The organism is Streptomyces sp. NPDC015032 (genome assembly GCF_043080425.1).
In the GTDB taxonomy this organism is placed as follows: domain Bacteria; phylum Actinomycetota; class Actinomycetes; order Streptomycetales; family Streptomycetaceae; genus Streptomyces.
This window is the reverse complement of record NZ_JBIBVN010000031.1, coordinates 1-12,944: the sequence shown is the minus strand read 5'-3', so window position 1 is coordinate 12,944 and position 12,944 is coordinate 1. Positions and strand designations below refer to the sequence as shown.

General features: G+C 71.2%; 12 protein-coding genes and 1 pseudogene. 8 read left to right on the top strand and 5 right to left on the bottom strand.

Translation table 11 applies throughout. The annotated features are described in order from the left end of the window. Nucleotides 1–13: 13 nt before the first annotated feature. Together ACF08M_RS31240 and ACF08M_RS31235 are read left to right on the top strand one after the other, a co-directional pair. Nucleotides 14–943, top strand: coding sequence for an aminoglycoside phosphotransferase family protein (locus ACF08M_RS31240; RefSeq protein ID WP_392188623.1), 930 nt, complete (start codon nt 14–16; stop codon nt 941–943). Nucleotides 944–965: 22 nt separating this feature from the next. Further along, the gene (locus ACF08M_RS31235; protein ID WP_392188622.1) at nt 966–1,442 is read left to right on the top strand and encodes a GNAT family N-acetyltransferase; all 477 of its coding nucleotides are present in this window, start codon (nt 966–968) and stop codon (nt 1,440–1,442) included. A 25-nt stretch (nt 1,443–1,467) separates the two neighbouring features. On the opposite strand, the gene ACF08M_RS31230 is transcribed toward ACF08M_RS31235, so the two are convergent. Continuing rightward, nucleotides 1,468–2,469 (bottom strand): zinc-binding dehydrogenase, encoded by a 1,002-nt coding sequence (locus ACF08M_RS31230; protein WP_392188621.1) that lies wholly within the window; start codon nt 2,467–2,469, stop codon nt 1,468–1,470. 195 nt (nt 2,470–2,664) lie between these two features. Between ACF08M_RS31230 and ACF08M_RS31225 the strand changes: the two genes are divergently transcribed. Next, nucleotides 2,665–3,342, top strand: coding sequence for a pentapeptide repeat-containing protein (locus ACF08M_RS31225; protein WP_392188620.1), 678 nt, complete (start codon nt 2,665–2,667; stop codon nt 3,340–3,342). 68 nt (nt 3,343–3,410) lie between these two features. On the opposite strand, the gene ACF08M_RS31220 is transcribed toward ACF08M_RS31225, so the two are convergent. Continuing rightward, nucleotides 3,411–3,908, bottom strand: a complete 498-nt coding sequence (locus tag ACF08M_RS31220; protein ID WP_392188619.1) for a hypothetical protein — start codon at nt 3,906–3,908, stop codon at nt 3,411–3,413. A gap of 119 nt (nt 3,909–4,027) precedes the next feature. Between ACF08M_RS31220 and ACF08M_RS31215 the strand changes: the two are divergent. Continuing rightward, a pseudogene (locus ACF08M_RS31215) lies at nt 4,028–4,303 on the top strand (heme-binding protein); the annotation flags it as partial. 67 nt (nt 4,304–4,370) lie between these two features. Then, on the top strand, nt 4,371–5,780 hold the full coding sequence (locus ACF08M_RS31210) for a M1 family metallopeptidase (RefSeq protein ID WP_392188618.1): 1,410 nt from the start codon (nt 4,371–4,373) through the stop codon (nt 5,778–5,780). A 28-nt stretch (nt 5,781–5,808) separates the two neighbouring features. On the opposite strand, the gene ACF08M_RS31205 is transcribed toward ACF08M_RS31210, so the two are convergent. After that, nucleotides 5,809–7,389 carry a M4 family metallopeptidase gene (locus tag ACF08M_RS31205; RefSeq protein WP_392188617.1) on the bottom strand — a complete coding sequence of 527 codons (1,581 nt, stop codon included), beginning with the start codon at nt 7,387–7,389 and terminating at the stop codon, nt 5,809–5,811. Nucleotides 7,390–7,673: 284 nt separating this feature from the next. After that, nucleotides 7,674–8,249 carry a TerD family protein gene (locus tag ACF08M_RS31200; RefSeq protein WP_392188616.1) on the bottom strand — a complete coding sequence of 192 codons (576 nt, stop codon included), beginning with the start codon at nt 8,247–8,249 and terminating at the stop codon, nt 7,674–7,676. A 282-nt stretch (nt 8,250–8,531) separates the two neighbouring features. Here ACF08M_RS31200 and arfB point away from each other — a divergent pair, with 282 nt between their 5' ends. Beyond that, entirely contained in the window at nt 8,532–8,966 is a 435-nt protein-coding gene (gene arfB / locus ACF08M_RS31195) for an alternative ribosome rescue aminoacyl-tRNA hydrolase ArfB (protein ID WP_392188615.1), read from the top strand. Between the two features lie 182 nt (nt 8,967–9,148). Here arfB and ACF08M_RS31190 read toward each other — a convergent pair whose 3' ends face one another. Next, entirely contained in the window at nt 9,149–9,655 is a 507-nt protein-coding gene (locus ACF08M_RS31190) for a flavin reductase family protein (protein ID WP_392188614.1), read from the bottom strand. A gap of 370 nt (nt 9,656–10,025) precedes the next feature. Here ACF08M_RS31190 and cdgB point away from each other — a divergent pair, with 370 nt between their 5' ends. Together cdgB and ACF08M_RS31180 are read left to right on the top strand one after the other, a co-directional pair. Next, on the top strand, nt 10,026–11,669 hold the full coding sequence (gene cdgB / locus ACF08M_RS31185; RefSeq protein ID WP_392188613.1) for a diguanylate cyclase CdgB: 1,644 nt from the start codon (nt 10,026–10,028) through the stop codon (nt 11,667–11,669). Between the two features lie 153 nt (nt 11,670–11,822). Then, nucleotides 11,823–12,770, top strand: a complete 948-nt coding sequence (locus ACF08M_RS31180) for a CBM35 domain-containing protein (protein WP_392188612.1) — start codon at nt 11,823–11,825, stop codon at nt 12,768–12,770. The last annotated feature ends 174 nt before the right edge of the window (nt 12,771–12,944 follow it).

Below are 12,944 nucleotides of genomic sequence, written 5' to 3'. Positions count from 1 at the left end.
GCACGGTCCTACGATGGCCGGCGTGATCGACATTCCGGACGAGCTGATCGAGACCCAGTCCAGGTACAACGGCGCCGCCGGGCGGGCTTTCGTCGCGGCGCTGCCGGGGCGGGCCGCCGAGTTCCTGGAGCGGTGGGGGCTCCGGCGGGACGGTGAGGCGTTCCACGGGGTGTGCGCGCTGGTGCTTCCGGTGGTGCGGGTGGCGGACGGCCGCCGGGCGGCGTTGAAGCTTCAGCCGGTGGACGAGGAGACGGTGGGGGAGCCGGTCGCGCTGCGGGCGTGGGGCGAGGCGGGTGCGGGGGCGGTGGGGCTGCTGGACCACGACGCGGCGACGGGGACGCTGCTGCTGGAGGGGCTGGACGGGCACCGTTCCCTGAGAGGGATGGCGGACGAGCGGGAGGCGGTGCGGATTCTGGCGGGGCTGCTGGTCCGGCTGTCGTCCGTACCGGCTCCGGCGGGTGGTGGGCTGCGGGGGCTCGGGGACATCGCGGCGCAGATGCTGGAGGCGGTGCCGGGGGCGGTGGCGGTGCTGGCCGACGAGGAGGAGCGGCGGCTGCTGGCGGACTGTGCGGCGGCGGTGCGGGAGGTCGCGGGGGAGCCGGGGGACCGATTGCTGCACTGGGACCTGCACTACGGGAACGTGCTGGCCGGGAGGGCGGGGGAGGAGGGCCGGTGGGTGGCCATCGACCCGAAGCCGCTGGTCGGCGATCCGGGGTTCGAGCTGCTTCCGGCGCTGGTCACCAGGTTCGACGCGGCGGCGGTGCGGTGGCGGTTCGACCTGCTGACGGAGGCGCTGGGGGCGGACCGGGCGCGGGCGCGGGCCTGGACGCTGGGGCGCTTGCTGCAGAACGGTCTGTGGGCGGTGTCGGGCGGGGCGCGGCGGCTGGAGCCGGAGCAGGCCGAGACCGCCCGGCAACTGCTGGGGCGGGGACGGCGGAGTTGACGCCCCTGTTTACGCTGCCCTCATGATTCGCACCGCTACCCCTGACGATGTTCCCGTCATCCACGCCATGATCCGCGAGCTGGCCGACTACGAGAAGGTCCTGCACGAGGCGAAGGCCACCGAGGAGCAGTTGCACGAGGCGCTGTTCGGCGAACGGCCCGCCGCGTACGCGCACATTGCCGAGTCGGACGAGGACGGCGAGGTGGTCGGTTTCGCGCTGTGGTTCCTGAACTTCTCCACCTGGCGCGGAGTGCACGGCATCTACCTGGAGGACCTGTACGTACGTCCGGAGCGGCGTGGTGGCGGGCACGGGAAGGCGCTGCTGGCGGAGCTGGCGCGGATCTGTGTGGAGCGCGGCTACGGGCGTCTGGAGTGGTCGGTGCTGAACTGGAACACCCCGTCCATCGCGTTCTACGAGTCGCTGGGCGCACGGCCGCAGGACGAGTGGACGGTGTACCGGCTGACGGACGGGGCGCTGGCGAAGCTCGGCGGTGAGTGAGCCGCCACGGGTTGCCGGGCGGCGGCTACGGGATCAGGACGACCTTGCCCATGGTGCCCCGGGTCTCCAGGGCACGGTGTGCGGCGGCCGCTTCGGCGAGCGGGAAGCGCTGGACGGCGGGGCGGAGCCGGCCGGCGGCTGCTTCGGCGAGCGAGCGGGTTTCGAGGGCGCGCAGGCCGCCCGCCTTCTCCGTCATGACGGGGCCGAGCACGCTCTCGGAGGTGATGCCGCGCTCGGCGAGTTCCTCCGCGGTGAAGGTGAGCGGGGCGCCGTCGTGGAGACCTTCACCGGACCAGCCGAACACGATGTGCTGCCCGCCCCTGCCGAGGAGGCCGACGGCGGCGCGGCCGGTGGCGCCCCCGACGGAGTCGTAGACGACGGTGGCGCGGCGGCCGAGTCCGTCGAGGTGGGCGCGGACCTGCCGGGGCCAGTCGGGGAGCGTGTAGTCGACGGCGAGGTCGGCGCCGTTCGCGCGGACGGCGGCGACCTTGGCCGGGCCGCCTGCGAGGCCGATGACGGTGGCCCCGGCATTCTTGGCGTACTGCACGATCAGGGTGCCGATGCCGCCCGCGGCGGCTGGGACGAGGACGGTGGAGCCGGGGCCCAGTGCGGTGAACTGAAGGATGCCGAGGGCGGTGCGGCCGGTGCCGATCATGGCGACGGCCTCGGCTTCGTCGAGGCCGTCGGGGATGGTGTGCAGCCTCTCGGCGTCGACGACGGTGAGTTCGGCGTATCCGCCGGGGGCCGTGCCGATGTGCGCGACGACGCGTCGGCCGAGCAGGCCGGGGTCGGTGCCCTCGCCGAGCGACTCGACCCGGCCGGCGACCTCGCGGCCCGGGACGGTCGGCAGCTCGGCGGGGGCCGGGAACGGGCCGGTCATGCCTTCGCGCAGGGCGGTGTCGAGGAGGTGCACGCCCGCCGCGCCGACGGCGATCCGGACCTGGCCGGGGCCGGGAACGGGGTCCTCGACCCGCTCGTGGACGAGGTTCTCGGCCGGTCCGAAGGTGTGGAGGCGGATGGCGTGCACGGTGGGCTCCCCGTGGGTTCGGTGGTGGTGGGCGTCGGCCGGGCCGGCGGGCGCGTGGGCCTGCGGGTCCCGTGCGGGCCACTCTCCGACCTCAAGTCCGCTTGAGGTCAAGCGGGTTCGGGCGGAGGCGGGCGGGAGCCCGCTGCGGCGGAGCCGGGGAGGGGCATTGTCAGTGGGGTGGTTCACGATGGGGGCATGGCACGCGGCAGAGGGAAGACGGGCACCATCACAGCGGCACGGCGGCCGGAGGTGCGGCTGCCGCCGCTCGTTCCGTACGACGGGGTGGGACTGGAGCCCGACGGGGACTACGACGGTGTGCGTTTCGAGGGGACGGATCTCGCGGACGAGCCGGGTCCGGGGGCCCGCTTCATGGACTGCGCGCTGGACGGCTGCGCCCTGGACCGTACGGAGCTGGTCGGAGCCCGCTTCATCGACTCGGTGCTGACGGGCGTGCGGGGGGTGGGCACCGACCTCGCGGGGGCGTCGCTGCGCGACGTGGAGGTGGTGGACGCGCGGCTGGGCGGGGTGCAGCTGCACGGCGCGGTGCTGGAACGGGTGCTGGTGCGGGGCGGGAAGATCGACTACCTGAACCTGCGCAAGGCGCGGCTGAAGGACGTGGTGTTCGAGGGCTGTGTGCTGTCCGAGCCCGATTTCGGGGATGCGCACCTGGTGCGGGTGGAGTTCCGGGACTGTGTGCTGAAGCGGGCCGACTTCAGTTCCGTACGGATGGAGTCGGTGGACCTGCGGACGGTCGCGGAGCTGGACATCGCGCGCGGGGTGGAGCGGCTGGCGGGTGCGGTGATCAGCCCGGCGCAGCTGATGGAGCTGGCCCCGGCGTTCGCGGCCCAGATCGGGGTGCGGGTGGAGGCATAGGGCTCCCTGTCCGGGGCGGGGGCGGGCGGAGACGCAGGGCTCTTCCCGTCCGGGTCGGGGTTGCGGGGTCAGGTGCGGGGGAAGCGGGCCTGGAGGTCCCAGATCACGGGGTTGTCGGCGAGACCCTCGTGCATGTCCGCGAGGTCGGCGATCAGGTCGTGCAGGAAGTCACGGGCCTCGCGGCGCAGCACCGAGTGGCTGAAGGTGAGCGGGGGCTCGTCGCCGGGCATCCAGTCGGCCTCCACGTCGACCCAGCCGAAGCGGCGCTCGAAGAGCATCCGGTCGGAGGACTCGGTGAAGTCCAGCTCGGCGAACTGCTGCCGGTGCGAGCGGTTGCCGCGCGGATCCTGGTCGATCTGCTCGACGATGTCGCACAGCGCCCACGCGAAGTCGAGCACCGGCACCCATCCCCAGGCTGTGGACACTTCGCGGTCCGCCTCGGTGTCCGCGAGGTAGACGTCACCGGAGAACAGGTCGTGCCGCAGGGCGTGGACGTCCGCGCGGCGGTAGTCGGTCTGCGGGGGATCGGGGAAGCGTCGGGAGAGGGAGTAGCCGATGTCGAGCACGGTCCGATGGTGTCACGCCCCCGGGCGCGCCGGTGCCGGGGCATCCGGCCGACGGGCTGAGGGCGCACGGCGGGCGCCGGAGCACCGCGGGCGGGTGCGGGCGGGCGCGGGCGGCGCGGATCGTGGCGCTGCGCGGCGACGGCGCGGGCCCGCAGGCGTCGGCCGTGCAGAAGGCGTACACCGCCGCCTCCTGGAACGCGCCCACCTCCGAGCCGGCCAAGCGCCTGGAGCAGGCCCCGAACCTCCAGGACATCCCCGGCACCCTGTTCCTCGCGGGCGGCGCCCCGGTGCAGGTCAAGGGCGCCCCGGTGGCGGGCATCGGCGTGGCCGGAGCCCCCAGCGGCGGCCTCGACGAGAAGTTCGCGAACGCCGGCGTCGCCGCCCTCGCGCAGTAGGTTCCCGTCGCGCCGGCGTGCCGATGCTCACAGGCGGCGCGCCCGGGGTCGTCCTAGGATCGCAGACGTGAATCAGCGAACACCAGTACGCCGCACGGCCCGCGCCGCCGCCCTCGCCCTGCTGGTTCTGACGACCTCCACCGGCTGCATCGGCGGTGTCGGGGGCGCCCCCGGCGCCGCCGGTCTGCGCGACCCGTACTTCCCGAGGGCCGGCAACGGCGGCTACGACGTCACGCACTACGACCTCGCCCTCGACGCCGACCCGGCCGCCGACCGGCTGCGCGGCACCGCCACGATCACCGCACGCGCCACCCAGGACCTCAGCGCCTTCAACCTCGACCTCGCCGGGCTCACCGTGCGGTCCGCGACCGTCGAGGGCCGCCCGGCCGCCGTCAACCGCGCGGGCCACGAGCTGACGCTGCGCCCCGACGCCGAGGTCGAGAGCCGGCTCCGCAAGGGCAGGACGTTCCGTACGGTCGTCCAGTACTCCGGCTCCCCGCGGACCCTCACCGACCCCGACACGTCCAAGGAGGGCTGGCTGAGGACCGCGGGCGGAGCGGTGGCTCTCGGTGAACCGGTGGGCGCCATGGCCTGGTTCCCCGGCAACAACCATCCGAGCGACAAGGCGACGTACGACATCACCGTCACCGTCCCGAAGGGGCTGACGGCCGTCTCCAACGGCGAGCTGATGTCGCGCAGGACCTCGGGCGACACCGCCACGTACCACTGGCACGTCGCCGAACCGATGGCGAGTTACCTGGCGACGGTCGCCATCGGCCACTTCGACACGAAGACATCGACCACCCCGGAGGGCATCAAGGTGTTCACCGCCGCGGAGACGACGGTGGCGGCGCGGAGCGCGCGGATTCTCGCCCGGGTCCCCGAGATCGTGGCATGGGAGGCGGAACGTTTCGGCCCGTACCCCTTCTCGGCCACGGGGGCGATCATCGACCGTTCCGGGGACGCCGGATACGCCCTGGAGACCCAGAACCGGCCGTTCTTCCCCGGGCCGCCGGACGCCGGGCTCCTCGTCCACGAGATGGCCCACCAGTGGTTCGGGGACTCCGTCACGCCCAAGAGCTGGCGGGACATGTGGCTCAACGAGGGCTTCGCGACGTACGCGGAGTGGCTGTGGGAGGACGACCAGGAGGGCAAGCCGGTCCAGAAGCGGTTCGACGCCGCCTTCGCCAACGACGACAACTGGGCCTTCCCGCCCGCCGATCCGCCGACGGCCGCGGACATCTCGCAGGCGCCGGTGTACGGGCGCGGGGCGATGGTCATCCACAAGATCCGGCAGGCCGTGGGCGACGACAAACGTTTCTTCGCGCTCGTCAGGGGCTGGACGAAGGCCCACCGGCACGGCAACGCGTCGACCGCGGACTTCACCGCCTATGTGGAGAAGACGACCGGCAAGGATCTGACGAAGCTGTGGAACACCTGGCTGTACGGCAGGAGCCGGCCCGCCTCGAAGGGCTGACCGGCTCCCGTCGTACCGCTGTCGGAACCTACTTCACGTTGACGCCGGTCCAGGCGGCGTCGACGGCCTTGAGCTCGGCGCTGTCGGCCCCGTACAGGTCGGTCGCCGCCTTCTCGGTCGCCTCACGGGCGCCCGCGTAGTCGGTGGTCGAGGTCATGTACTCGGCGAGGGCCTTGTACCAGATCTGGACGGCCTTGTCCCGGCCGATGCCGGTGACCGTGGAGCCGTCCTTGGTCGGGGAGTCGTAGTCGACCCCGTTGATGGTCTTCGCGCCGCTGCCCTCGGACAGCAGGTAGAAGAAGTGGTTGGCGACGCCGGAGGAGTAGTGCACGTCGAGGTCGCCGACGTTGCTGTCCCAGTAGTCCGCCGAGCCGCTGTCCTTGCTCGGCTTGTCCATGTAGCGCAGCGGGGTGCCGTCGCCGTTGATGTCGATCTTCTCGCCGATGAGGTAGTCGCCGGCATCGGTGCTGTTGTCGGCGGCGAACTCCACCGAGGTGCCGAGGATGTCGCTGGTCGCCTCGTTCAGGCCGCCGGACTCGCCGTAGTAGTTGAGGTTGGCGGTGGACGCGGTCAGGCCGTGGCTCATCTCGTGGCCCGCGACGTCGAGCGCGGTGAGGGCGCTCTTGTTGTCGGCGCCGTCGCCGTACGTCATGCAGAAGCAGCTGTCGTCCCAGAAGGCGTTGACGTACGCGTCGCCGTAGTGGACCCGCGAGTACGCGGCCTTGCCGTCACCCGCGATGCCGTCGCGGCCGAACGCCGACTTGTAGAAGTCCCAGGTCTGCGCGGCGCCGTAGGCGGCGTCGACGGCGGCGGTCTGACGGTCGTTGCCGGTGCCGTCGCCCCAGGTGTCGTCGTCGTCCTTGACGAGGTCACCGGTGCCGTTCTCGCCCTGGTTGAGGTCGTACGTCTTGTGGCCGCCGCGGTCGCCGTCGACCAGCTCGAAACCGGAACCGGCCGCGGTGGTCGTCAGGTCGACCTTACCGCTGTACTGGCTGTTGCCGATGCCGGTCTCGATCGCCTCGAAGCTCCGGAGCTTCTTGCCGGTGGTGGCGTCGGTGATGGTGTGCAGCCTGCTGGGCGTGCCGTCCTTCTGCACCCCGTTCTTGACCGTCTCCAGGGCGAGGACGGGCTTGGAGCCGGCCGCCCAGATCACCTTGCGGGCGGCGGCCGCGGTCTTGATCTTCGCCGTCGTCGACGGCACGGATATCCGGGCCTTGGTCGCCTTGGTGACGCCCTTGAGCTTTCCACTGCGGGCGGTGTGGGTCACGAGGTCGCCGCCGAGGACCGGGAGCCCGGCGTAGGTACGTTCGTAGCGGGTGTGGACGGTGCCGTCGGCGTCCTTGATCACGTCACGGACGATCAGCTTCTCCTGACCGCCGAGGCCGAGGGACTCGGCGGTCGAGGAGGCGTCGGTCTGCGCCGACTTGATGGCGGCGGTGCGCTGCGAGGCAGTGTTCGCGCCGAAGGGGACGGCGCTGCGAGAGGCGGAGGGACCGTCATTGCCGTTGTCGGGAGCGGCGCTTGCCGCACCCGACTGGACGCCGACGACGACCATCGCGGCCGCGGCGGCCAGGGCTGCGGCGCGACGGGTGTTCATGTGGGGGGTCATGTTCTCTCCGTTGCTCGTTCCGTGGGGGGTTACGAGCCGAGAGCGTGCCACCGAATGACCAAGATTGACGGTGTACTAACAAATGCCTCACATTTTTTTGACCACTTCTTGTCCGAATGGGGTTCGCTTGGGTTCGCTATTCGGTCAACTGTGAATGTTCGCAGGGTGTTTGTGGAGAACGGCCGGGGAGTGAAACCCGGTCGGCGCGCACGGAAGCCCCCGACCGCGACGGTCGGGGGCTTCCGTGGGGTGAGCTCTCGGGCCGGAGAGCGGCGCCGTACGTGTCAGATGCTGACGCCGAAGTCCTGGGCGATGCCGCGCAGGCCGGAGGCGTAACCCTGGCCGACGGCGCGGAACTTCCACTCCGCGCCGTTGCGGTAGAGCTCGCCGAAGACCATGGCGGTCTCGGTGGCGGCGTCCTCGCTCAGGTCGTAGCGGGCGATCTCGGTGCCGCCGGCCTGGTTGATGATGCGGATGAACGCATTGCGCACCTGGCCGAAGTTCTGGCTGCGGGTCTCGGCGTCGTAGATCGAGACCGGGAAGACGATCTTGTCGACCTCGGCCGGCAGGCCCGCCAGGTTGACGTTGATCTGCTCGTCGTCGCCCTCGCCCTGGCCCGTGACGTTGTCACCGGTGTGGACGATGGTCTGGTCCGGCGTCGACTTGTTGTTGAAGAAGACGAAGTGGCCGTCGGAGACGACCTTGCCGGCCGGGTCGACCGCGATCGCCGAGGCGTCGAGGTCGAAGTCGGTGCCGGTGGTGGTGCGGACGTCCCAGCCGAGGCCGACCGTGACGGCGGTCAGGCCCGGGGCCTCCTTGGTGAGCGAGACGTTGCCGCCCTTGGACAGGCTTACAGCCATGGGAAGTCCCTTTCATCGTCGAGTGCGGGCTTCATGCCATCACGAAGCTACCGTCACAGGTCATAACGTGGGCAAGGGACCAGGAGGTTCCTGCTCCCTTTGCTTTCTTTACCGAAGTCCCCCGGCCGGTACGGCGGCCCGGGGGATCCTTACCGGCTGGGGGCCCGTACGGCGGCCGGCAGGGCCCGTACGGCGCGCGTACGGCAAAAGAAGGCGCACGTACGGCAAAAAGGGCGCGCGTACGGCAAAAGAAGGTGACGAACGCCCGGTGGGCCGGGGAACATGGGTGCCATGTCCGGGCCCTATGTCATCCGCGGTTCGGTCTCCCTGCCGGAGGCCGAGCTCATGTGGCGTTTCTCGCGGTCCTCCGGGCCCGGCGGGCAGCATGTCAACACCAGCGACTCCCAGGTGGAGCTCCGCTTCGACCTCGCGGCGACCGAGTCGCTTCCTCCGGTGTGGAAGGAGCGGGCGCTCCAGCGTCTGGAGGGCAGGCTCGTGGGCGGGGTGATCGCGGTACGGGCGTCCGAGCACCGCTCCCAGTGGCGCAACCGCGAGACGGCTCTCGTGCGGCTCGCCTCCCTGCTGGCCGAGGCCACGGCGCCGCCCCCCAGGCCGCGCCGCAGGACCAGGATTCCGCGCGGCATCAACGAACGCCGTCTGCGCGAGAAGAAGCAGCGCGGCGAGACGAAGCGCGGCCGCTCCGGCCGCGACTGGTGACCGCGCCCGCACCCTTCCGGCACCCCCTTGCCCGGCCGCGTTTCGGCGGCGGTGCGGCACTGGGGTCCCCTCGCCCCGACCACGCGGCCATCGGCGTCTGCCTCTCGTCCCGGCCGCGTTTCGGCGGCGGCGCGGCACCGGAGCCCTCTCGCCCCGGCCGTGCGGCTTTCCGCGATGTCCCCTCAGCCCAGCCGCCGGTACCGTCCCCGGAAGTACGTCAGCGGTGAGCCGTCCCCGCTCGGCAGGTCCGCGCTCAGGACCCGGCCGATCACCAGGGTGTGGTCGCCCGCCAGGACCCGCTGCTCGGTGCGGCACTCCAGTGTTGCCAGTGCGCCGCCGACCAGGGGCGCGCCGGTGACCTCTCCCCTCCGGTAGGGGATGTCCTCGAACAGCAGCCGGTCGCTGATCCGGCCCTTCATCGCGAACCGTCCGGCGATGTGCCGCTGGCTCTCGGTGAGTACGGAGACCGCCCACAGCGGCTGCTCCGACAGCAGGTCGTCCATCCGCGAGTCGTTGCGCAGGCTGACCATGACGAGGGGCGGGTCCAGCGACACCGACATGAAGGCGGTCGCCGTCATCCCGACATCCTCGCCGAGCCCGTTCTCGTCGAGCGGCGGCTCCTCGGCGGTGATCAGCACGACACCGGCGGCCAGCCGGGCGAGGGCGGCCCGGAACTCATCGTTGCTCACCCCCTCAGCATGGGGGACGGGCTCGGAACGCGGGGCGGGAGGTTTCGTCTGCAACACATCCGGCACGCTAGCCGCGGACGGCGCGCCGTCGCATCGGGCCAGGGGACCAGCCTGGTCCTAGGACCCCGACCCGGAGCGCCGGGGGGCCGGCACTGCAACGCCCGGATTTGCGTTCAAGAAAAGGACGGACCGCGCCGACGCGGCACCGGAGCCCCTTCACCATCTGTTGTGACTTGAGTCACAGAGTGCAATATTTGCTGACCCTGTGTACCGACTGCACAGCTCACTGTGATTCAGTGGCCGTGACACTGCAGTAAGTACGTCGATATGAAACCTGGAGTGCTGTCGAGGGTCTCGGGGAGTGCGGGCAATGGAGGCCGAGTCGGAGCCGTACGTCCGTCTTGCGACGATGCGGCAGCTGCACCAGGCCATGGCCGATCTCAACACGGCGCGGAGCCTGGCCGACACACTGCAGACCGTGGCCGACGGAATCGTCGACGGTCTCGGCTACGAGCTCGCCTGCGTGAACCTGGTCCGTGCCGACGGCGATCTCGTCGTCGCCGCCTTCGCCGGCAACAGCGCCGCGGAAGCCCTGATCACCGGCCGTGTCGGCTCGCGCAGTTCCTGGGAGCGCAGGCTGTCGATGGGTGAGGAATGGGACGAGCTCCGTTTCATACCCCACACCGACGGCTGGGTCCTTCTCGACGACGACGTACCGCAGTGGCACACCGAGGGCCCCGAGCCCCGCTTCGAGGACGAGTGGCACCCCCTGGACCGGCTCTACGCCCCGATGTACGCGTCCGGCGGCGGCAACGACCTCCTGGGTGTCCTCTCCGTCGACCGCCCGCGCAACGGCCGCCGCCCCGGTGCCTGGGGCCGTGAGGCACTCCAGATGTACGCGTCGCAGGCGGCCATTGCGATCAGCAACGCCCGGCTCAGAGCAAACATGCAGCGCGCCCTGGTCCGTCTGGAGCGTGAACAGCAGGCGCTGCGGGCCAGCGAGGAGTCCTTCCGCCAGGCCTTCGAGTACGCCCCCAGCGGCATGGCCATCGCCGAGATGGGCGGTGATCAGCACGGCCGGCTGCTGCGCACCAACGACGCCCTGTGCCGGCTTCTCGGCCGCCCGGCGTCCGCCCTGCGCCGCTACTCCTTCGCCGACCTCGTCCACCCGGAGGACATCGGCACCCTGCTGCGCACCTCCGCCGAGGGCGGCCGCGCCGAGCTGCGGCTCGGGCGGCGGGACGGCACCTACCTCTGGGTCTCGCTGCGCAACTCCGTCGTCGCCGACACCACGGACGGCCCCCGTTTCCTGCTCACCCATGTCGAGGACATCGAGGAGCGCAAGCGCCACGAGCTGAATCTCGCGCACCGCGCCTCGCACGACGCGCTCACCGGCCTGCCCAACAGCGCCGAGCTGCGTTCCCGGCTCGGCTCCCGGCTGTGCGAGCGCCCGCACTCGGAGGCCACCTCCGCGGTCGAGGTGCTGGATGCGGCGTACGGCGACGCCGACGACCCGGACGCACGGACCTCCGGCTACGACGTGGACTCGGCCCCCGGCGGCCCGTACGACCATCACGTGCACGCCGTCGCGCCCGACACCGAGCACGACGACGGCGCGAAGGGCCTTGCGGTCCTCTTCTGCGACCTCGACGGCTTCAAGTCCATCAACGACCGCTTCGGCCACCACACCGGTGACGCCGTCCTGATCGAGGTCGCCCGCCGCCTCACCACCTGTGTCCGCGACGGTGACACCGTCGCCCGGCTCGGGGGTGACGAATTCGTCGTCCTCGCCGACGGGCTCGGCGCCGCGGATGCCGCGGACTTGGCCGTACGGCTGCGCAACGCGATCATCCCGCCCATCCGGGTCGACGGGCGGGCGGTGCGCGTCGGGGCGAGTTTCGGCATCGGCTGGGCCGCCTGCGGCATGACCGCCGAAGAGGTGCTGCGCTCCGCCGACCAGCGGATGTACGTGGAGAAGCGGTCCAGGGCGAAGGTTCACCGCAGGGCCGGCTGACGTTCACGGCGGTGCGTGTTTCCCCGCCCCGGGGCGGTTCCAGGACGTGCGACGGCAATTCTTGGTGGGGTCCGTTCGGGGTAGGCTCGGCCGGTCGGCCACGGCTGGCGATATTCGGCGACGGCTGGCGACATGGTGAGGAGTGACCCAGGGATGACGGCCGGGAACAACGGCGCAAACAAGCCCGAGGACGACGATCCGTTCGGCTACCTGTACGAGGACGGACAGGCAGCGGGCGCCCAGCCACCGCGGACGGGCGGCTACGGCTACCCGGGTCCGGCGGCCCAGCAGCCCGGTGTGCCCCGGACCTCGTACAACCAGGTGCGGACCGTGGGCGAGCGCCAGTACGGGCAGCAGGTGCCGCAGCAGCCGTACGGCCAGCCGTACAGCCAGCCGAACGCGCAGTACGCCGCACCGGAGACGTACCCCGGCGGCGCCTCCCCCGGGCATGCCCCGCAGCAGGGCGGCCGCGGCAAGGGCGGCCCGAACACCAAGGGCCTGCTGATCGGCGCGGTCGCGGTGGTCCTGGTCGTGCTCATCGGCATCGGTGCCGCGCTGCTCACGGGCAACGACAAGAAGGACCAGAAGAAGGAAGAGGCCACCACCTCCGCCGGCCCCGGCGACCAGGTCGAGGAGTCCCCGAAGCCCAAGGAGTCCGCGAGCCCCGAGGCGCCGGCCGAGCTGCCGAAGCAGGACGCGGCGACGCTGAAGCTCGGCGGTTCGGCCACCCTCGACAAGACCGTCAAGGGTGCGGAAGGCCCCAACGGCTCGTACGTCACCGGCTTCAACGCGGTCGGGTCGTCCGTGACATGGCGGGCGAACATGCAGACCAGCGGTTCGTACCGACTGACGGTGCGCTACGCGATCCCGGCCAAGGACGCCAACGCCACGCTGACGGTCAACGGGAAGCCGAACTCACAGCCGATCGGTCTCAAGAACTTCATCGAGTCCTCGGACCCGAACTGGGAGAAGAACTGGCAGACCACCTGGGCGCCGGTCGACCTGATGAAGGGCGAGAACGAGATCAACATCTCGTGCCAGGACGGAAATCAGTGTGACGTGATCCTCGACTGGCTCGAGGTCACGCCCGCGAAGGGCTGAGTTCTCCCGACGCGTCTCTGTCTCCGCGGGGCGCGTGCCGGCTGCCGAGAACCAGAAGGCCCCGCCTCACGCCAGGTGCGGATGCTGTTGGTTTATTCGGGGCCCGTCTGCTTCGCTCCGTCGATCTGGCGATCGGCGGAGCGAAGTGCTGCGAAGTGGCTGGTTCGGGTGCGG